An 18525-nucleotide genomic window follows, 5' to 3' on the forward strand; every position below is an offset into this window, starting at 1 on the left:
CAAGGCTTGCGCCGCCGTATTCAGGAGCGAACGGAAGTGATCCGACCCGCTTCCTCAGGCCGGAAGCATGGACCCAGTGTCGATATAGCGCTGATGCCAGGACAGGGCCTCGTTCAGCAGATGCGGCGACTGGAGACCGTAGGAGCCCTTCAGCGCGCGCTCGAAATAGTCGGTCAGTCCGTCGCGGTATCTGGGGTGGGCGCACTGGGCGATGATCAGCCGGGCGCGCTGTTTCGGCGACAGGCCGCGCAGGTCCGCCAGGCCCTGTTCGGTGACGATGACCTGGACGTCCTGGGTGATGTGGTCGACGTGGCTCGCCATGGGGACGATGGCCGAGATGGCGCCGCCCTTGGCCGTCGAGGGGGTCACAAAACACGAGATGAAGGCGTTGCGCGAAAAGTCGCCCGAACCGCCGATGCCGTTCTGGATGCGCGAGCCCATGACCTGGGTCGAGTTGACGTTGCCGTAGATGTCGGCCTCGATCAGGCCGTTCATGGCGATACAGCCCAGGCGGCGGATCAGCTCGGGGTGGTTGGAGATTTCCTGGGGGCGCAGGATGATCTTGCCGCGGAACTGCTCCATCCGGCTGTTGAGATCGGCCGCCGCCTCAGGGCTGAGGGAGAAGGCGGTGGCGGAGGCGACGGTCAGCTTTCCGGCGTCCAGCAGGTCCAGCATGCCGTCCTGGATGACCTCCGTATAGGCGGCCATCCGCTCGAACGGACTGTCCATCAGGCCCGCCAGGACAGCGTTGGCGACATTGCCGACGCCCGACTGGAGCGGCAACAGGCCGGCGGGCAGGCGGCCCACCCTCACCTCATGTTTGAGGAATTCGATCAGATGGCCGGCGATGGCGCGGGCGTTGGCGTCCGGGGCGGCGAAGGGCAGATTGCGGTCCGGCGCCTCGGTCTCGACGATGGCGACGATCTTGTCCGGGTCGCAGCGCAGGGTCGGCTGGCCGATCAGCTGGTCGGGGCGGGTCAGGGGAATGGGCACCCGATTGGGCGGCAGGGCGGTGCCGTAATAGATGTCGTGCATCCCCTCCAGGGCGGCATCCTGCCAGGCGTTGACTTCGAGGATCACCCGCTCGGCCCGGTCCAGCCAGGTCTTGTTGTTGCCGATCGAGGATGAGGGGACCAGGGAGCCGTCCTCCTTGACCGCCGAAACCTCGATCACGGCCGTGTCGAGGCTGCCCAGCACGCCTTGCCAGACCATGGGGGCGAGGTGGCTGAGGTGCATGTCCAGATAGTCCATCTGGCCGGAGTTGATCTTCTCGCGGGCGATGGGGTCGGAGTTGTAGGGCAGGCGCCGTTCTATGCCGTCGGCCTTGGCCAGGGCGCCGTCCAGCTCGGGTCCGGTAGAGGCGCCGGTCCACAGGTTCAGCCGGAAGGGGGAGCCCGCGTCATGCGCCGCCTCGATCCGCCGGGCCAGGGCCGGGGGGACAAGCTTGGGATAGCCGGAGCCGGTGAAGCCGCTCATGCCCACCGTGGAGCCTGGAGGGATCAGGGCGGCGGCGTCTTCGGCCGACATAAGCTTGGAACGCAGGGACGAACAACGGATGCGCGACATGAACTCTTCAGGGTTGCGGCCGGGGAGGGCCTTCAGCGTCTCGGTTAGGCGGCGCCTTGAAGGCGATCCATTCGACCTTGGTCTAGATCGGCCCAGGCGTCCCTGATCTTCGTCAAACCCGCCACGCCTCCATGGAACGCCTCAAGGCCCCGCCGGTTTGCCAGAAAACGACGGAAAGGATTCCCATGAGAGCGCTCGTTCTGAACTGCACCCTGAAACCTTCGCCCCAGACGTCCAGCACCGAGGCCCTCGCCCGGGTGGTGATCGCGGAGCTGGAAAAGGGCGGCGCCGAGGTCGAGCTGGTCCGGCTGGTGGATCTGAACCTCAAGCCGGGCGTGAAGACGGACGAGGGCGAAGGCGACGACTGGCCCTCGGTTCACGCCAAGATCATGGCGGCCGACATCGTCGTCTTCGCCACCCCGACCTGGGTGGGCCAGATGTCGAGCGTCTGTATGAGGGCCCTGGAGCGGATGGACGCCCTGTTCGGGGAAACGGACGACAGCGGCCGGCCCGTCGCCTTCGGCAAGGTGGGCGGCATCGTCATCACCGGCAATGAGGACGGCGCGCACCACATCGTCGCCACCGTGTCCCAGGCCCTGATCGACATGGGCTTCACCTTGCCGGCGCAGAGCTGGACCTACTGGCACCTGGGGCCGGGCGCCGGTCCCGACTATGTCGAGACGGATCAGGGCCATGATTATTCGGATCGGGTTGGCCGCAACGCCGCGCGCAATCTGCTGGCCCTGGCCCGTGTTCTGAGGCCCGACACCTACCCCGTTCCCGAAAGCTGAGAACAGGACTAGAACGGGCGGCATGATCATCGCCCTGTTCGCCGTCCTCGCCCTTCAAGCCGCGCCGCCGACGACCGGGTCGTCAGTGCGGACCAATGAGGTCCGCGCGACCGCCCAGCGGGAGGCGGACGCGGCGGCGGCGACCCTGGACCGGATGCATCAGGCTGCGGCGCAGGCGGACGGGGCGACCTACTTCGCCCAGTTCAGCGACACCGCGCGATTCGTCGGCACCGACGCGTCGGAACATTGGGATATTGGCGCGTTCAAAGCCTATGCCGAGCCGCTGTTCGCCCGCGGCCAGGGTTGGACCTATCGCCCCTATGACCGCACTCTGATCGTCTCCGGCGACGTCGCCTGGTTCGACGAGAAGCTGGACAATGACAGCTACGGCGCCCTGCGGGGATCCGGCCTGCTGCGGCGGAGCGGGCCGGAAGGCGTGTGGAAGATCGAGCAATATGTGCTCAGTTTCACCGTGCCGAACGACCGCGCGCGCGCCGTGGTCGCCCTGATCAAGTCCGACGCCGCCCACTGATGGATTTCCACGAAGAGGCCTTCGTCCTGTCGGCGCGCAGCCATGGCGACACCGGCGCCGTGGTCGATCTGCTGACCGAGACCCATGGGCGGCGCGCGGCCTATGTGGCGGGCGGGGCGTCGCGGAAGATGCGGCCGTTTCTGCAGCCGGGGGCGCGGGTCGTGGCGGACTATCGGGCGCGGACCTCGGACCATCTGGGCGGGGCGCGGCTGGAGCCGGTGGGCGAGGGACCGAGCGCCCTGTTTGACGACGCCTTGGCCCTGACCGGTCTGGCGGCGGCGGCGGGCGTGGCCCAGGGCGCCCTGCCGGAGCGCGAGCCGCATCCGGGCGTCTTCCTGGCCTTCGAAGCCCTGATGGCGGCCTTCGCCTGGCCCGAGGTCTGGCCGGCGGTCTTCGTCCGGTTCGAGGCGGGGCTGCTGGAGGACCTGGGCTTCGGGCTGGATCTGTCGAAATGCGCGGCGACCGGCGTCACGGATGACCTGATCTATGTCAGCCCCCGCACAGGCCGCGCCGTCAGCCGCGCGGCCGGCGCCCCCTATGCCGACAAGATGCTGGCCCTGCCGCCCTTCATGCTGGGCGCCCAGGCCGGCGTGGACGAGGGCGACGTCAAGGCGGGCTTCGATCTGACCGGGCATTTCCTGGAGCAGTTCGTCTTCCACCCGCAGAACCGGCCCCTGCCGCCGGCCCGGGTGTGGATGCTGGACAAGCTGGGCGAGGCGGGCCGGCTGTAGGATCTGGAGCGTCGCTCCAGATCCCAAGCTTGACGTGGTTCAGGCGACGAGGAAGGCGATGCCGATCTCGCGATGGGGCGTGTAGCGGATCTCATATCCGGTCAGCATGGCCAGCTGCTCTTCCGATTCCGGAGAGAAAAACAGGCCGAGGGAAATCTTCCTGGCGCCCCCCAGCCCCAGCCGCATCGGACCGTTCAGCTTCCAGGTGTCGTACCGCAGGCCGTCGATGAAGCCGGCCCAGTTGCGGAGCGACTCGCACTTCATCTCGACCACGATCTCGTCCGAGGACGGGTTTTCGAAAGGGTTGTTGACCAGGAAGTCGGCGCGCGCCCGGTCGGGATAGACATAGGCTTCGCGCTCGATCCAGGCGTCCTGGACATTGGCGTTGATGTGGCCGGCGATTTCGGCCTGGGCCCAGGCCTCCCAACCGCCGGCGAGCGGCCAGACCAGGCGGATTCGATTGACGTTGGCGCTGGCCCATTGGGTGACCAGATCCATGAAGTTGGCGGTGGAGATCGGCATAGGTGTCGCTTCCGCATTGGCGCTCGCCGGTCGGGCGACGCCGGAGAAGGGCGCGGTGGCTGAGGGACGGACCGAACGGCCTTCGACCATACGACCGAGCAACAACAGGTTGAGCGCTCTCGACATGATGGGATGCTCCCGGTCCCGATTGCACGGTCTGGCCCACCACTCCCGCGTCAGAGCCGCGCCCCGAAAGACTGCGACGCGAGCGGTGGCGTCCCGCACACCCGACGTGGCCGACGGCGTCTTGTGAAACTTGAGCGCGCATTTTCAGCAGGCGCGCCGAGCGATGGAGAAATCAACCAAAGGTGGTTCACGAGTTGGCCGCTCGACCGTCAAGTCCGTGAGGTCGCGCTTCAGCGGGGCGAGGCGACCTTCCTCAAAACGGGCCTCGATCCAACGGGTAAGGAGAGAACTGATGGCTATTCCAACTCCGGTGAACGGTCAGATCACCGACGCTGTAACCCAGGCCAATGTGAAGGTCCTGGGCGACGCCCCGGCCATGGCCATGGGCGCGATCTACCAGTCGCTGGCCCATTCCACGGGCATTCTGTACGAAAACGCCGCTTCGTCGCAGCAGCAGCTGGCGATCGCGGCGCAGGCCGCCACCAACCAGGGCGTCATCCAGATCTACAGCGTGGACACCATGGCCGGGGCCGTGGCGACCTCGAAGATCGCCCAGTCCGACACCCCCGACAATATGCTGTCCCTGCTGACCGCCCTGCGCGCCGTCGGCCCCGGCGCCGGCGTCTCCTGACGCTTCACCCTCGCACTGAAAGAAGGATTTGAGACATGGCGCTTCCCACTCCCGTCAACGGCATGATCACCGACGCCGTCACCCAGGCCAACGTCAAGGTTCTGGGCGACGCCCCGGCCATGGCCATGGGCGCGATCTACCAGTCGCTCGCCCACTCGACCGGCATTCTCTACGAGAACGCCGCCTCCTCGCAGCAGCAGCTGGCGATCGCCGGACAGGCCGCGACCAACCAGGGCGTGATCCAGATCTACAGCGTGGACACCATGGCCGGCGCCGTGGCGGCCAGCAAGATCAGCCAGTCGGACACCCCCGACAACCTGCTGTCGCTGCTCACGGCCCTGCGCGCCACCCAGGTCTGAGATCGGCTGACGGGCGACGCGGCCGGCGAGCGTCGACTGTCGTAATCCGCCATCGTTGCGGTCGGGCCCCGGCGCCCGCCGCGCCACCTTTGGGAGGACGACGTGTCCGAGGCCAGCAACAAGAGCGGCGGCGCCGACAAGGGCTCGCCCAACCTCGGCGACTATGAGGACATCCTCAAGCTCGCCCTGGAGCTCAGCCGCAATCCGGCCACCGCGCCGATCGCCGATTCGGTGGCCAGCACCTTGCTGACGGTTATCGGCTCGGGACCCAGCTTTGCGGCGATGCAGAGTTTGGTCGCCGCCAATCAGGCCAGCGGGCTGATGTACCACAACGCCGTGGCCCATCAGCAGACGACCAACATCCTGGGCATGGTGGCGACGATGAACTGCGTCAACGCCCTGATGGACAAGCCGTCCTTCGTGCCCTGGCCAGACATCAATCCGCGTCGAGAGGAGCCGTTCGAATGACGCAGGAGGAGACGCGATCGCCGGACCTGCGGGGTTCGGCCGCCTGCCGGGATGACCTTCTGGTGCTGTGCGGCGGGGCGGGGGTCTGCAACGCCAGCCTGATCACCATCATGGCCTCGGCCGACGCCTTCGCCGCGCGCCTGGCGGCGTCCAGCCAACACGCGGCCGAACTGTCGACCCTGCAACTGCGGCAGCTGGCGACCAGCCTGGCCGAGATGCAGCCGATGCGCGCCGCCCGCGCGGCGGACATGGGCGTCCGCGCCGTTTCGCAGACCCATGCTCAGGCGCCGTCGCCCATGTATGGCGCGCCCGTCGTCACCTGAGCATCTGAAAGAGGGGGAAGGCTTATGACCGACACCGTCAATGCGCAGATCACCGATGCCGTGACCCAAACCAACGTCAAGGTTCTGGGCGAAGGTCCGGCGGAGGCTGTGGCGATCGCCGTTCAGGCGGTGGCCCACGCCACCAGCTTGTCGGTGGAGAACGCCAGCCAGGCCCAGGGCGGCATGCAGCAGATCAACAATGCGGCGGTCGGCGCCCTGATCGCCAAGATTCTCGAAATCCCGGTGGCCTGAGGCATGGCCTATTCACTCGCCGTCAACAGCCGAATCACCGATGCGGTGACGCAACAGAACATGATGGTTCTGGGCTCCGCTTCGACGGTGGCCATGGGCTCGATCTACCAGAGCGCCGCCCATTCGACGGCCATCGTCTTCCAAAATGCGGTTCAAGCCCAGCGCCAGGCCTCCATCTGCGCCCAGGCAGCGACCAACCAGGGGGTGATGCAGGTCTATGAGATGGGCGGCCTCGTCTCGGCGGCGGCCACCGCTCGCGTTGCGGCGCGCCCGCCGGCTTCGAACACTTTGGAGACCGCCGTGATGCTGCTCGTCGCTCTGAAAATGCTGAAACTCTAGATTTGTCAGGATCTGAACCATGGCCGCCGATACGCCCGTCAATTCTCAGGTCACCGACGCCGTCACCCAGACCAACGTCAAGGTGCTGGGCGAGGCGCCCGCCCAGTCCATGGCCCTGGTCTATCAGAGCATGGCTCACTCCATTTCCCTGGCCATGCAGAACGCTCAGCAGGCGCAGGGCGGGCTGCAGCAGATCGGCAACGCCGTCACCTCAAGCGCCGTCACCATGATCATGAACGCCGCGCACAAATAGCGCCGGGCCCTCCTGAAACGAAAGCAGCCGCGCCGTGAGCGAACCCGCCGTCAACAGCCAGATCAAAGACGCCGTCCAGACCTCGACCAACTGGGCCATGGGCTTTGCGCCCCTGGACGCCGGCACGCCGTCCAGCGCCAGCCGCGTCTCTGCCGGCGGGGCCATAGCCTATGACAAGGCGACCCAAGCCGCAGCCTTGGCGGTTCAGGACGCGGCCGATTACCAGCGCAATGTGATGTCGATCAGCACCACCGTTCAAGGCAAGGCGATGGCAATGATGCTGGCCTCCGGCGGCCTGAACGAACCGGCCCTGGTCGCCTATGCCATGGCCCTGGTCAGCGCGTTCGCCGCCCCCATCGCAGCCGGTCTGGCGGCGGAGTCCGTCACCAAGGCCGTCGAGAGCTTCCCCAAGAACTGAAGCCATACAAAGGAGACTATCGTGAGCCGACTGACCCTGTCCGCAAAGAGCGACGCCCAGGCCGTGATTCAGGAAGCGGAAGCCCTGGAATGGGAGACGCAGCGCGCAATGGAAGACTGGAGCGAGGAGGCCGGCGACGGCTTGTTGCGACCGTCCTTCGCCGCCAGCCAGGAACGCTACCTGGACCTGCGCCGCGCGTCGGAAACGGTCGTGGCCATCCTCTATCAGATGCAGGAGCCGCTTCTCGACGACCCCTACGCCTCATGGGCCGCCAAGCTGATGGTCAAGGCCAAGGGCCTGCTGACCGATATTGAGGAAGGGGAACTGGTCGCCAAGACCACCTTCGTTCCGGCGTCCGGCGACAAGGATTGAGGCGCCCATGACGAACGATGACGCCGGCGCCGAACCTGGCGCGTCCCAGTCTCCGGCGCCGGCGCGCGATCCCATCGTCGTGGCGGCGCAACAGATGGTGACCGAAATGTTCAACCTGGCCAGCGCTCAGCTGCCGGATCTTCTGAAGCTGCAAGATCCGGCGGCCGGTCAGGTGGCCAAGTTCAGCGAGGAGATGATCAACCAGCTGAAGGGACAGGTCGAGCGCGCCCTGGGCGTGCCGGCCGCCGATAAGGACAAGACCTCGTGAAAGAAGGGGCGGGCCAGCATCTGTATGACGCCGTCTCGGCGCAGAAGCACCAGGTCGTCGACAGTTTCGCCGATCAACGCGAACAGTTGAGGAAGGCCGTGGCGGACCAGCGCTTGGCGGCCATGCCGGAGGAGATGCGCCGCGCGGCGCTTGGGCCGTCCGCCCAGGTCAGTCGCGAGATCGTCGAAACCCTGCGGGCGATCATTGCGCAGGAGGTGACGCGGCAGCTGGATCTCGCCATCTGCGCGATGCTGGCCCGCGCGGCCGAGGCAGAAGAGGGCGCGGCTCTATCGGCCGAGGCGACGCACAGCTGATCTGATTTCCCTCGAATTCGGATTGCTCGCTTCACAAAACTCCGGGAAACCCGTTTAAGTTGTATTCAAGGGGGTGATGGGGCGGCGACGTCGCATAGACGGCGGGCGGCGCTTCTCCGCCAAGGTCGGATCAGCGCGTCGGCGGCCGACTTCAGCCCGATGGGACAGAGGGGTCGGGAAGATGAATGTTGTCCGCCTGTTTCCAGAAAAGGAAACCCCGGAGATCGAACAGATCGCCAGGTCGCCGGCCCGAACCGAACGAGGCTTGCGTCGGGGTATAAAGCCGGCCCAGCCTTCGCCGGTCGATGTTCTGGCCAGGGCGGCTGGAGGGCGGCGCGCCGGTTCGCCGCTGACGCCGACGGAGGTCATCGCGCGATCCCTGGAGCGGCCGGCCTCCATGGATCGGTTCTGGGCCATCTGGATGGCGCATCAGACAGCCCTGCGGCAGAGAAGTCTTCGTCTGTCCGGCGGAAATCGCGCCGATGCCGAGGATGCGCTGAGCGCCGCCATGGTGCGGGCCGCCCAGGCTTTTCAGCGGCAACCGGTGGAGAATCCCCGAGCTTGGCTGGTGCGTATACTGCACAACACCTGCATGGATCTGCATCGCCAGAACGCCAACCGAATCCCTATACAGACAGGGGACGCCGATCTGCCGCCGCCGACTGCGGCGGCCTGGGTCAGGGCGGCGCCGTCGCCGGAAGAAGCCCTGTCGCAACAAGAGCGAGACGCCGCCTGGGGCAAGGCCATGAACGCCCTGCCGGCCGCCCTGGTCGAACCCTTGCGGCTTCACCTGGACGATTGGGGAGATGATCGGATCGCCGCCCATCTGAACATCAGCCGCGAACTGGTTCGAAAACGACGACAACTCGCCAAGAACCGTCTGCGCCTGTTGCTGGACCTCTAGGCGGGCGTATCGACCAGCACCGCCGGCGACACGGGCGCGCCTGTGGCCTCTGCCACCAGTTCGGCCGTGCGCGCTTCGATCACGGCTTCAAGGCGCGTAAGGAATTCGTCCTTGTCTAGGCCGACTGGAATGGGGTCCAGAAACTCCAGCGTGGCCGTGCCGGGATGCTTCTCGTACTTCTCTTCGGGCCAGAAGAGGCCGAGGTTGGTGGCCAGCGGCACGACCGGCATGTCGAAGTCGCGATACATATGCCAGACACCTGAGCGATAGCGGTATTTCTGTCCGACTGGGGCGAGGTGACCTTCAGGATAGATCAGGATCTTGCGGTTTTCAGCCCTGGTCTGGGCGGCGCGGGTTGCGAGCGCCTGACGCGCTTCGTGGCCGCCGCAGCTGTTGACCACGATCGCCCCCAGCTTTTTCAGAACGCCGCCGAGCAGGGGAAATTTTTCCAGGTGGTCGCCGGTGACGAAAGCCAGATCGTCGAACTGATCATAGGTCGCGAAGCCGTCGCCCCAGCTCTGGTGTTTGGAGGCGATGATGAAGGCGCCCTCAGGCAGCCGTTCCTTGCCCCGCACGTCCAGGCGGATGCCGGCGAAGAGGGCCATGGCCTGCACCATGCGTCGGACGTAGCGGCGGATGACCCAGCCAGTCGGGCCCCGCCCGGGGGCAAGCGCCGCGAAGGCGGCGGCCAAGCCATAGGCGATCGAGAGAATCCAGTAGGCGACGTTGAATGAAAAGCTGCGCATGGATCGATTATTGCGCAGCTGGCCGCGATGTCATGCCCTCAAGCCGCGTTTTCGAGGGCGGGCGCCCGCGTGACGCGATTGCGACCCCCGCGCTTGGAGGCGTAAAGCGCCGCGTCCGCGCGCTCCAGAAGGGCGGCGGGGCTTTCTCCCGGCCGATAGTCGGCAAAGCCGGCCGAAAGCGTCACCTTGCCCAGATCGTCGTTGGTCGAGCGACGCCGCAAGGCTCGGGACGCAACCTCTTCGCGGATGGTCTCCAGCGCCGCCAGAACCGTCCCCGCACCCTCGCCGGGGAAAAGGATGGCGAACTCTTCACCGCCGAAGCGGGCGACGAAGCGATTTCCGCCGCTGAAGCGAGACAGGACGGTCGAGACATAGCGCAAAACCTGGTCGCCCGTCTGATGGCCCCAAGTGTCGTTGAACCGTTTGAAGTGGTCGATGTCGATGATCGCCAGGATCAGCGGCGCATCGCCAGACGCACAGGACTGTTCCAACCGCTCGTCGAAGGCCTTGCGGTTGGCCAGGCTGGTCAGGGCGTCGGTCATCGCTTCGCGCCGGACCTCTTCCAGATGCTCGCGCAGTCGCGCGATTTCCTTGTTGGAGGTCTCCAGCCGCTTTTCCAGGACGGCGGTTTCGCGCCGCGCGCGTTTGGTCGCCGTCGACAGGCCGCCGACCAGCGCTTTCAGCGGCGAGGCGGCGCCGGCGGCTTCAATAGTGTTGGACGCATCCGCCAGGGTGTCGCCATAGTCCGCCTGGGTCTTATGGGCCTTGGCGATGGCGTTGGCGACGCTGGCCAGTTCCCGGTCCAGCACGGCGCCGGCGTCGCGAATCTGCTCCGACAAGCGGCCGCGCGGCAGGAATTCTGCGGCGAGCCGCTCGGACACCTCGTCCGATATGATTGCCGACGCGGCCAGGAGCCGGTCGATCTCGCAGGCGAGCGGGCTCTCGCGGTCGTCAAGGTAATGAAGCCAGAGCTCGAAGTTCAGTCGGGTCGGCCAGACGCCGGCCTTTTCCATCTCGTCGATGACATGGTGCGCGAAGGCGTAAGCCTGAGGCCCTCTGACCGTCGTCTCCAGCTCGGCCGTCATTCTACGCTCCAACCCCCTTCTAGAGTTTCGCAGGACATTAGATGTCTATCCGTAACACCGGGTAAACAGCAGACGGGGAGAGGGCGTAAATCAGCGGGGATCAGCCGTGAATGATCACCGGTCGGCGTAGGAAGGCGGGTATGTCGTCGCCGAAACCCTTGACCCCGGTCCGCTCGCGCTCCTCCGGCCGGCGTTCGCCGCGGCGATCGGACTGGCGCAGTTGAGGCTCGAGTTCCGCACGGGCGGGACGATCCGAATCGACAGAAACCGGCTCGGAGAGGGTCGCCTCGACCGCTGGCGGAGGCGCGGCCTCCGGCTTGGTCTTGCGGCGGCTGCGAGAGCGGGCCGGAGCCTCGGCGGTCTGCGCTTCGGTCGGGATTTCCGCAGACGCCACGACGGCCTGTTCCGTCTTGTCCGTTGATCGCGTCCCACCGCGGCCGGTTCTTTCGCGTCCGCCCTTGTCATCGCGCTGGGCGGGCTTCTTGGTCGTGTCGAAATCGACGCCGTCCAGGACCAACTCCTCCGGCTCCTTCTTGATCAGCTTGAGCACCTTATCCAGCGACTTGTCGTCGGCCGGGGTCACGATCATGAAGGCCTGTCCCAGACGGCCGGCCCGGCCCGTGCGGCCGATGCGGTGCACATAGTCGTCGGCGTGGTGCGAGACGTCGTAGTTGAAGACGTGGCTGACGTCGGGAATGTCCAGACCGCGCGCGGCGACGTCGGACGCCACCAGAATCTTCAGCGCCCCCGAACGGAAGTCGGCCAGGGTCTTCATCCGGTGCGACTGATCCAGGTCGCCATGGATGGGGGCGGCGTCGAAGCCATGAGTCTTCAGCGACTTGGCGACGATATCGACTTCCGACTTGCGGTTGCAGAAGACGATGCCGTTCTTGACGTCCGACCGCTCGATCAGGGCCCGCAGAGCGGTGCGCTTGGCCTTGGGGTCGCTGGTGGGGATGCGAACCAGATATTGGGTGATGGTGTCGGCGGTCTGGGCGGGACGCGAGACCTCGATCCGGGTCGGATCCTTGAGGAAGGCGGTCGTCAGGCGGGTGATCTCCGGCGGCATGGTGGCCGAGAAGAACAGGGTCTGGCGACGCGGCGGCGTCAGTTTGAAGATCCGTTCGATGTCGGGGATGAAGCCCATGTCGAGCATCCGGTCGGCTTCATCGACGACCATGATCTCGACGCCCGTCAGCAGCATCTTGCCGCGTTCGAACAGGTCGAGCAGGCGGCCTGGAGTGGCGATCAGGACATCGACGCCCTTGTTCAGCGCCGCCACCTGGTCGCCCATGGAGACGCCGCCGATCAGCAGCACCCAGCTCAGCTTGGTGCCCTTGGCGTATTTGGCGAAGCTCTCGGCGACCTGGTCGGCCAGTTCGCGGGTCGGGGCCAGGACGATGGCGCGCGGCATCCGGGCGCGGGCGCGGCCCGAGGCCAGGCGCTCGACCAGGGGCAGGGTGAAGGCGGCGGTCTTGCCCGTCCCGGTCTGGGCGATGCCCAGGACGTCGCGGCCGGCGAGGGCGACGGGGATCGCCTGTTCCTGAATGGGGGTGGCGGTCGTATAGCCGGTGTCGGCGACCGCTTGCAGGGTCGTGGGCGAAAGGCCCAGTTGGGAAAATTCTGTCATGAATCCTTGGGACGAAAAGCGTCTGCGTGCATAGCAGCGACGGAACCGCCCCTCTTTGGGCGAGCGGGCGGCGCGGATCGCAGACCTGTCCCGAGGCTGGGGGCGATATAGAAGCCCCTCCGACAAAGTCAAGTATTCTCGCTATTTCGGCCTGCTGAGGCGGAATAAATTCCCATGGTCAAGTTGGAGGTCGCTTGACTCCACGTGGCCTGAAAGAGGCATATAAGAGAACAAAAGGAGAACTGTTGTGCGGTCCGACCGCAAGATCGAAGCCCTGCGCCAACATCTGAAAACCCTGGAGGCAGCCGGTCATCCAGTGGACGACGCACGCTTCGATCTCGGACTGGAGGCGGCTGACCGGCATCTAGGCGGGCTGGCGACCCATGGGCTGCACGAGGTTTACGCCGCGACTACGCCTGATGCGACAGCGGCCCTGGGGTTCGCTCTGGGACTGGTCCGCCGGACGGCGGGCGATCGACCTGTGGTCTGGGGGGTCCAGGCCATGGCCGAACTGGAGACGGGGCGGATCTATGGGGCGGGCCTGCGCGAACTGGGGCTGGATCCCGGCCGGCTGGTGCTGGTGCGGGTCAAGGAGACGAAGGACCTGCTGGCGGCGGGAGAGGAAGCCCTGGCCGGTGGAGCCGTGGGAGCGGTGCTGCTGACAGCCTGGGGCGAGAGCAAGGTGCTGAGCCTGACCGCCACGCGTCGCCTGTCGATGGCGGCAGGGCAGGGACGGGCGACTGCACTCCTGACCCGGTTGGCGGCCCAGCCCCAGCCCAGTGCAGCCGAAACGCGGTGGCGGATCAGGGGGGCTTTGTCGCGGGCGCTGGAAGCGGAGGCCCCTGGCCATCCGACCTATGCGGTCGAACTGTTGCGACATCGGCTGGGCGCGCAGCCGAGAAGCTGGATCATGGAGTGGGATCGTGAGCGCGGAGTCTTCCAGAATGGCGGGCAGAATGTCGGGCATGGACAGCAACGACCGCCGCTATCTGGCGGTTTGGTTTCCTCTGTTGCCGACGGATCGACTGCGGCGCGAGGAGAGGGGCTCAGACGCCACGGCTGAGGCTGCGACCGTGCTCGTGGAGAAGGTGAAGGGGGCGCTGCGCCTGGCGGCGGCCAACGGCGCGGCCCTGGCCCTGGGTCTGTCGCCGGGCATGACCCTGGCCGATGCACGGGCGCGGGCGCCGGATATTCGCGTGGTCGCGCACCGGCCGGAGGCGGACGCGGCCCTGTTGAAACGGGTGCTGCTGGACTTCGGGCGTTTCACGCCGATGGCGGCGACCGACGGGCCGGACGGTCTGGCGTTGGACGTGACCGGTTGCGCCCATCTGTTCGGGGGCGAGGCGGGGCTGGTCCGGGCTGTCGCGGCGCGGGCCGAGGGCGTGGGTCTGGCGGTGCGTCTGGCCCTGGCCGGCACGCCCGAGGCGGCGCGCGCCCTGGCGCGCTTCGGGCGGGGCGGGATTTACGAGGGTGGGGGGCAGAACCAGGCCTTGCGCCGCCTGCCGGTCGCGGCGCTGGAGCTGTCGGACAAGGAGACCCAGGCCCTGTCGCGGGCGGGCTTGAAGACCCTGGGGCATCTGGCGGATCGCCCTACCGCCCCCATCGCCGCCCGCTTCGGCGCGGCGGCGGCGACGCGGCTGAACCGGGTGTTGGGACGCGAAGACGTCCGCATCCGTCCCGAACGGCCGGTTACGCTCGTCTCCGTCGACCGCATTCTGGTCGAACCGATCACGGAGACCCCGGACATCGAGGCGGTGATCGGCGACCTGCTGGTCGAGGCCATGGACCGGCTGGACCTGCGCGGTCAGGGCGGGCGCGCCTTTCAGGCCGGCTTTTTCCGCCTGGACGGAGAGGTGCGCCACATCACCGTGCGGACGGGCCGCCCCAGTCGCGACGCGGCGGCTGTGCTGCGCCTGTTTCGCGAACGGCTGGCCAATCTGGCGCGACCACTGGAGCCCGGTTTCGGCTTCGACCAGATGCGTCTGTCCGTAACGGTCGCCGATCGCCTGGCCTCGCGCCAGAGGGGATTTGAGGCCGCCCCGTCGACCGCCGAAGATCTGGGGCGACTGATCGACCGGCTGACCGCGCGCCTGGGACCGGAGGCGGTCAGCCGGTTCGAGCCGATAGAGTCGCACTGGCCCGAACGCGCCGTCCGCCTGAGCCCGGCCGCCCATCCCCCAGCCGCCCATCCCTTGGGCGAGATCGCCGCCTGGCCCGAACCGGACCCGGCCGACCCGCCGCTGCGGCCGTTGCAGATGTTCGATCCGCCCCAGCCGGTTCTGGCCACGGCGGAAGTGCCCGATCATCCGCCGAACCGCTTCATCTGGCGGCGGGTGGACCACCGGCTGGTCCGGGTCGAAGGGCCCGAACGCATCGCGCCCGAATGGTGGCGCAGGTTGCAGGCCCCCCAGGAGCCGACGCGCGACTATTACCGGGTCGAGGACCAGGAGGGGCGGCGCTTCTGGCTGTTCCGTTCCGGCTTCTACGGCGAGGAACCGGCCCCGCGCTGGTTCCTGCACGGGATCTTCGCATGACCCCCTATGCTGAGCTGGCGACGCGCAGCAACTTCTCCTTTCTGGAAGGGGCGTCGCATCCGAAGGAGCTGGTGCTGGCTTCGATCCTGCTCGGCCATACCGGCATGGGGCTGGCTGATCGCAACAGTCTGGCAGGGGTGGTCCGGGCGTGGAGCGCGCTGAAGGCCTTGAGGGAGGAGGGGTTGTCTCCCCCAGAGAAGGTGCGCGAGGGCGGCGGTCCGGGCGAGGTCGGCTGGGTCGAGGATCCGATGAACGACCCGGCCCTCAGCGACCGGGTCAAGCAGCGCGCCCAGGCCTTCAAACTGGTTCTCGGCGCCCGGCTTCGGTTCAATGACGGCGCGCCGGACATTCTGGCCTATCCGGAGGATCGCCGAGGCTGGGCGCGCCTGTGTCGCCTGCTGACCCTGGGCAACAGCCGGGCCAGGAAAGGTCAATGCGAGATCGGCCTACACGACCTGTGCGCGGCGCCCGAGGGATTGCTGCTGATCGTCATGCCGCCGCCTCGTCTGGAAGGCTTGGAGGCCGTGCTGGCGCGAGTGGTCGCGGCGGCGCCGGGCGCGGTCTGGCTGGGGGCGGCCATGACCCGTTCCGGCGACGACCGGCGCCGCCTGACGCGGCTTAAGGCGATGGCGAAGCGGACAGGCGCCACCCTGCTGGCGGTCAATGACGTCCTGTATCATGAGGCCGGACAGCGCGACCTCCAGGATGTCCTGACCTGTATCCGCGAAGGCGTGACTCTGGAGACGGCAGGGCGACGGCTGGAAGAGAACGCCGAGCGCCGCCTGAAGCCCCCCAGGGAAATGGCCCGCCTGTTCGCCGATGCGCCAGAGGCGGTGGCGGAGACGCAGAATATGCTGGCGCGGGTGAGGTTCGACCTTGAGGATCTTCGCTACAACTATCCCGAGGAGCCGATCCCGCCGGGGTGGTCGTCACAGGACTGGCTGGCGCACCTGGTCGATCGAAACCTGGACCAGAAATATCCGCAGGGCGCGCCTCAGAAGGTGCGCGATGATCTCGACAAGGAGCTCACCTACATTCGGGAGCGCGATCTGGCGCCCTATTTCTTGACCATCCACGACATTGTCCAGGTCGCGAACGACAAGGGCATCCTGTGTCAGGGACGAGGATCTGCGGCGAATTCGGCCGTCTGCTATGTGCTGGGGATCACCTCGGTCGATCCCAGCCAGCATGATCTTCTGTTCGAACGCTTCCTGTCGGCCGATCGCAACGAGCCGCCGGACATCGACGTCGATTTCGAACATGAGCGGCGCGAGGAGATCATTCAGCACATCTACGACCGGTATGGTCGGCACAGGGCGGGCCTAGCGGCGACGGTCATCCGTTACCGGCCGCGCAGCGCCATTCGCGAGGTCGGCAAGGTCCTGGGCCTGACCGAGGACGTCACGGCGCGGCTGGCCGGCAGTCAGTGGGGCAGTTTCGGCAGCGACATGACCGAGCGTCATGTCGTGCAGGCCGGGCTTGAGGCCGCCAACCCGCAGATCGCGCGCGCCGTCGCCATGACGCGGCGGCTGCTGGGCTTCCCGCGTCACCTGTCACAGCATGTCGGCGGCTTCGTCCTGACCCAGGACCGGCTGGACGAGGTCGTGCCCATCGGCAATGCGGCCATGCCGGACCGGACCTTCATCGAATGGGACAAGGACGATATCGACGCCCTGGGGCTGATGAAGGTCGATATTCTGGCGCTGGGGATGCTGACCTGTATCGCCAAGGCGTTCGATCTGATGCGGTCGCTGGGGGTGGCGGACCTGCGGCTGGATACGGTTTCCGACGAGGATCCGGCCGTCTACCGCATGCTTCAGGAAGGACGGTCCATCGGGGTCTTTCAGGTGGAGAGCCGGGCGCAGATCAACATGTTGCCGAGGCTGAAACCCGCGACCTTCTATGATCTGGCCATTCAGGTGGCGATCGTCCGGCCGGGACCGATCCAGGGCGACATGGTGCATCCCTATCTGCGTCGACGCCAAGGTCTGGAGGCGCCGGACTACGCCCGACCCGGCCCGCCGCACGATCCGGACGAGCTGAAGAAGGTGCTCAAAAAGACCCTGGGCGTGCCCCTGTTTCAGGAGCAGGCGATGAAGGTCGCCATGGTGGCGGCCGAGTTCACCTCGGCCGAGGCCAATGGTCTGCGCAAGGCGATGGGCACCTTTCGAGGCGACGGGACGCTCTGGAAGTACGAGGCGCGAATGGTCGGTCGGATGATCGCCCGCGGTTACGATCCCGCCTTTGCGCAAAGATGTTTCGAGCAGATCAAGGGCTTTGGTTCGTACGGCTTTCCCGAGAGCCACGCGGTGTCGTTCGCCAGGCTGGTCTACATCTCGTCCTGGATCAAATGTCATCATCCGGCGGTGTTCGCCTGTGCGCTGCTGAACAGCCAGCCCATGGGATTCTATGCGCCGGCCCAACTGGTGCGGGATGCGCAGGAGAGCCCGCAGAAGGTCGAGGTGCGGCCGATCGACGTGAACCACAGCCTCTGGGACAATAGGCTGGAGCCGACGGCGCGGGGGCCGCACTATCCGGCCTTACGCTTGGGGATGCGGCAGATCGACGGGTTCAAGGAAGTCTGGGCGGATCGGATCGTCGCGGCGCGGGATGCGCCCTTCGCGGATGTCGAGGAAATGGCGCGGCGGACGGGTCTGGAGGCGGCCGCGATGCGGAAGCTGGCGGATGCGGACGCGTTTCGATCGATGGGGCTGGATCGACGCGAGGGGTTGTGGGCGGTCAGACGCTTGCCGGACGACGAGCCCCTGCCGCTGTTCCAGGCGGCGCGGGCGCGGGAGCTGGGCGTCGAGGCGGCGGCGAACCTGCCGCTGATGCCGCTGAAGGAGCATATCGCCACCGACTATCAGACGACGCGCCTGTCGCTGAAGGGGCACCCGATGCAGATCCTGCGGCCGATGTTCGACGCCGAGCGGGTGCTGAGCGCCGAGGCGGTCTACGCCAAGAGGCACGGGGCGCTGGTGAAGACGGCGGGGGTGGTGCTGGTGCGCCAGAGGCCCGGCACGGGCAACGCCATCTTCGTGACCCTGGAGGACGAGACCGGGGTGGTGAACATCCTGCTGTGGGCGCGGCTGTTCGAAACCTTCCGGCGCGAGGTCATGGCCGCGCGGCTGATGGAGGTGGAGGGCACGGTCGAGAAGAGCGTCGAGGGCGTGCTGCACCTCATGGCCCGGCGGGTCGTCGATCGTTCGGCCGAGCTGGGGCGGCTGTCCGAGGACTATGACCTTGAGGTCGAGCTGTCGCGGGCGGATGCGGTGAAATATCCGCAAGGCCCGCGCAGCCCGACCGGCCGGCATCCGCGCGACGTCCGAATCTTGCCGGGGTCGCGCGACTTTCACTGACG

General features: G+C 66.9%; 23 protein-coding genes. 18 read left to right on the forward strand and 5 right to left on the reverse strand.

Going from position 1 to position 18525, the window contains the following annotated elements; all coding sequences use genetic code 11:
• Positions 1 to 54: 54 nt before the first annotated feature.
• Positions 55 to 1566, reverse strand: a complete 1512-nt coding sequence (gene scpC, locus ACW178_RS09845) for a succinyl-CoA:acetate CoA-transferase ScpC (protein ID WP_492024508.1) — start codon at positions 1564 to 1566, stop codon at positions 55 to 57.
• A 185-nt stretch (positions 1567 to 1751) separates the two neighbouring features.
• Here scpC and ACW178_RS09850 point away from each other — a divergent pair, with 185 nt between their 5' ends.
• The 3 genes from ACW178_RS09850 to recO are packed head-to-tail and all read left to right on the forward strand — an operon-like array spanning position 1752 to position 3620.
• A complete protein-coding gene (locus tag ACW178_RS09850) occupies positions 1752 to 2357 on the forward strand; it encodes a flavodoxin family protein (RefSeq protein WP_191558147.1) in 606 nt (201 codons plus the stop codon).
• A 22-nt stretch (positions 2358 to 2379) separates the two neighbouring features.
• Complete coding sequence (locus tag ACW178_RS09855) at positions 2380 to 2889, forward strand: nuclear transport factor 2 family protein (RefSeq protein ID WP_191558148.1); 510 nt, start codon at positions 2380 to 2382, stop codon at positions 2887 to 2889.
• The gene (gene recO, locus ACW178_RS09860; protein ID WP_191558149.1) at positions 2889 to 3620 is read left to right on the forward strand and encodes a DNA repair protein RecO; all 732 of its coding nucleotides are present in this window, start codon (positions 2889 to 2891) and stop codon (positions 3618 to 3620) included. Before ACW178_RS09855 ends, recO begins: the two co-directional genes overlap by 1 nt.
• A gap of 39 nt (positions 3621 to 3659) precedes the next feature.
• Here recO and ACW178_RS09865 read toward each other — a convergent pair whose 3' ends face one another.
• Complete coding sequence (locus ACW178_RS09865; protein WP_152950246.1) at positions 3660 to 4268, reverse strand: hypothetical protein; 609 nt, start codon at positions 4266 to 4268, stop codon at positions 3660 to 3662.
• 292 nt (positions 4269 to 4560) lie between these two features.
• Between ACW178_RS09865 and ACW178_RS09870 the strand changes: the two genes are divergently transcribed.
• From ACW178_RS09870 to ACW178_RS09925, 12 genes are all read left to right on the forward strand, one after another.
• Positions 4561 to 4899 carry a RebB family R body protein gene (locus ACW178_RS09870; protein ID WP_054765734.1) on the forward strand — a complete coding sequence of 113 codons (339 nt, stop codon included), beginning with the start codon at positions 4561 to 4563 and terminating at the stop codon, positions 4897 to 4899.
• Between the two features lie 35 nt (positions 4900 to 4934).
• Positions 4935 to 5258, forward strand: coding sequence for a RebB family R body protein (locus tag ACW178_RS09875; RefSeq protein ID WP_152950248.1), 324 nt, complete (start codon positions 4935 to 4937; stop codon positions 5256 to 5258).
• 102 nt (positions 5259 to 5360) lie between these two features.
• On the forward strand, positions 5361 to 5726 hold the full coding sequence (locus ACW178_RS09880; protein ID WP_054765736.1) for a RebB family R body protein: 366 nt from the start codon (positions 5361 to 5363) through the stop codon (positions 5724 to 5726).
• Positions 5723 to 6049 carry a hypothetical protein gene (locus tag ACW178_RS09885; RefSeq protein ID WP_054765737.1) on the forward strand — a complete coding sequence of 109 codons (327 nt, stop codon included), beginning with the start codon at positions 5723 to 5725 and terminating at the stop codon, positions 6047 to 6049. The genes ACW178_RS09880 and ACW178_RS09885 overlap by 4 nt, the downstream gene beginning before the upstream one ends.
• A 24-nt stretch (positions 6050 to 6073) precedes the next feature.
• Positions 6074 to 6301, forward strand: a complete 228-nt coding sequence (locus tag ACW178_RS09890) for a RebB family R body protein (protein ID WP_054765738.1) — start codon at positions 6074 to 6076, stop codon at positions 6299 to 6301.
• 3 nt (positions 6302 to 6304) lie between these two features.
• Positions 6305 to 6640, forward strand: a complete 336-nt coding sequence (locus ACW178_RS09895; protein ID WP_054765739.1) for a RebB family R body protein — start codon at positions 6305 to 6307, stop codon at positions 6638 to 6640.
• Positions 6641 to 6659: 19 nt separating this feature from the next.
• Entirely contained in the window at positions 6660 to 6893 is a 234-nt protein-coding gene (locus ACW178_RS09900) for a RebB family R body protein (protein WP_054765740.1), read from the forward strand.
• Between the two features lie 34 nt (positions 6894 to 6927).
• Positions 6928 to 7311 carry a hypothetical protein gene (locus ACW178_RS09905; protein WP_054765741.1) on the forward strand — a complete coding sequence of 128 codons (384 nt, stop codon included), beginning with the start codon at positions 6928 to 6930 and terminating at the stop codon, positions 7309 to 7311.
• A gap of 21 nt (positions 7312 to 7332) precedes the next feature.
• Positions 7333 to 7683, forward strand: coding sequence for a hypothetical protein (locus tag ACW178_RS09910; protein WP_191558150.1), 351 nt, complete (start codon positions 7333 to 7335; stop codon positions 7681 to 7683).
• A 7-nt stretch (positions 7684 to 7690) separates the two neighbouring features.
• Positions 7691 to 7951, forward strand: coding sequence for a hypothetical protein (locus tag ACW178_RS09915; RefSeq protein ID WP_183215580.1), 261 nt, complete (start codon positions 7691 to 7693; stop codon positions 7949 to 7951).
• Positions 7948 to 8265: a hypothetical protein gene (locus tag ACW178_RS09920; protein WP_191558151.1), complete on the forward strand. Its 318-nt coding sequence runs from the start codon at positions 7948 to 7950 to the stop codon at positions 8263 to 8265. Before ACW178_RS09915 ends, ACW178_RS09920 begins: the two co-directional genes overlap by 4 nt.
• A gap of 265 nt (positions 8266 to 8530) precedes the next feature.
• Positions 8531 to 9169 (forward strand): RNA polymerase sigma factor, encoded by a 639-nt coding sequence (locus ACW178_RS09925; protein ID WP_492024509.1) that lies wholly within the window; start codon positions 8531 to 8533, stop codon positions 9167 to 9169.
• Here ACW178_RS09925 and ACW178_RS09930 read toward each other — a convergent pair.
• From ACW178_RS09930 to ACW178_RS09940, 3 genes are all read right to left on the reverse strand, one after another.
• Positions 9166 to 9915 carry a lysophospholipid acyltransferase family protein gene (locus ACW178_RS09930; RefSeq protein WP_191558153.1) on the reverse strand — a complete coding sequence of 250 codons (750 nt, stop codon included), beginning with the start codon at positions 9913 to 9915 and terminating at the stop codon, positions 9166 to 9168. The two genes, ACW178_RS09925 and ACW178_RS09930, sit on opposite strands and share 4 nt — an antisense overlap.
• A gap of 38 nt (positions 9916 to 9953) precedes the next feature.
• The gene (locus tag ACW178_RS09935) at positions 9954 to 11000 is read right to left on the reverse strand and encodes a GGDEF domain-containing protein (protein ID WP_054765747.1); all 1047 of its coding nucleotides are present in this window, start codon (positions 10998 to 11000) and stop codon (positions 9954 to 9956) included.
• 100 nt (positions 11001 to 11100) lie between these two features.
• Complete coding sequence (locus tag ACW178_RS09940; protein WP_492024510.1) at positions 11101 to 12630, reverse strand: DEAD/DEAH box helicase; 1530 nt, start codon at positions 12628 to 12630, stop codon at positions 11101 to 11103.
• Between the two features lie 247 nt (positions 12631 to 12877).
• Here ACW178_RS09940 and ACW178_RS09945 point away from each other — a divergent pair, with 247 nt between their 5' ends.
• From ACW178_RS09945 to ACW178_RS09955, 3 genes are read left to right on the forward strand one after another with little or no spacing between them, the layout of a single operon-like run.
• Positions 12878 to 13693, forward strand: a complete 816-nt coding sequence (locus ACW178_RS09945; RefSeq protein ID WP_492024511.1) for an ImuA family protein — start codon at positions 12878 to 12880, stop codon at positions 13691 to 13693.
• The gene (locus tag ACW178_RS09950; protein ID WP_492024512.1) at positions 13596 to 15164 is read left to right on the forward strand and encodes a Y-family DNA polymerase; all 1569 of its coding nucleotides are present in this window, start codon (positions 13596 to 13598) and stop codon (positions 15162 to 15164) included. The genes ACW178_RS09945 and ACW178_RS09950 overlap by 98 nt, the downstream gene beginning before the upstream one ends.
• Entirely contained in the window at positions 15161 to 18523 is a 3363-nt protein-coding gene (locus ACW178_RS09955) for an error-prone DNA polymerase (protein WP_492024513.1), read from the forward strand. The genes ACW178_RS09950 and ACW178_RS09955 overlap by 4 nt, the downstream gene beginning before the upstream one ends.
• Positions 18524 to 18525: the final 2 nt, after the last annotated feature.

It is taken from the genome of Brevundimonas sp. AVps4 (assembly GCF_058681525.1).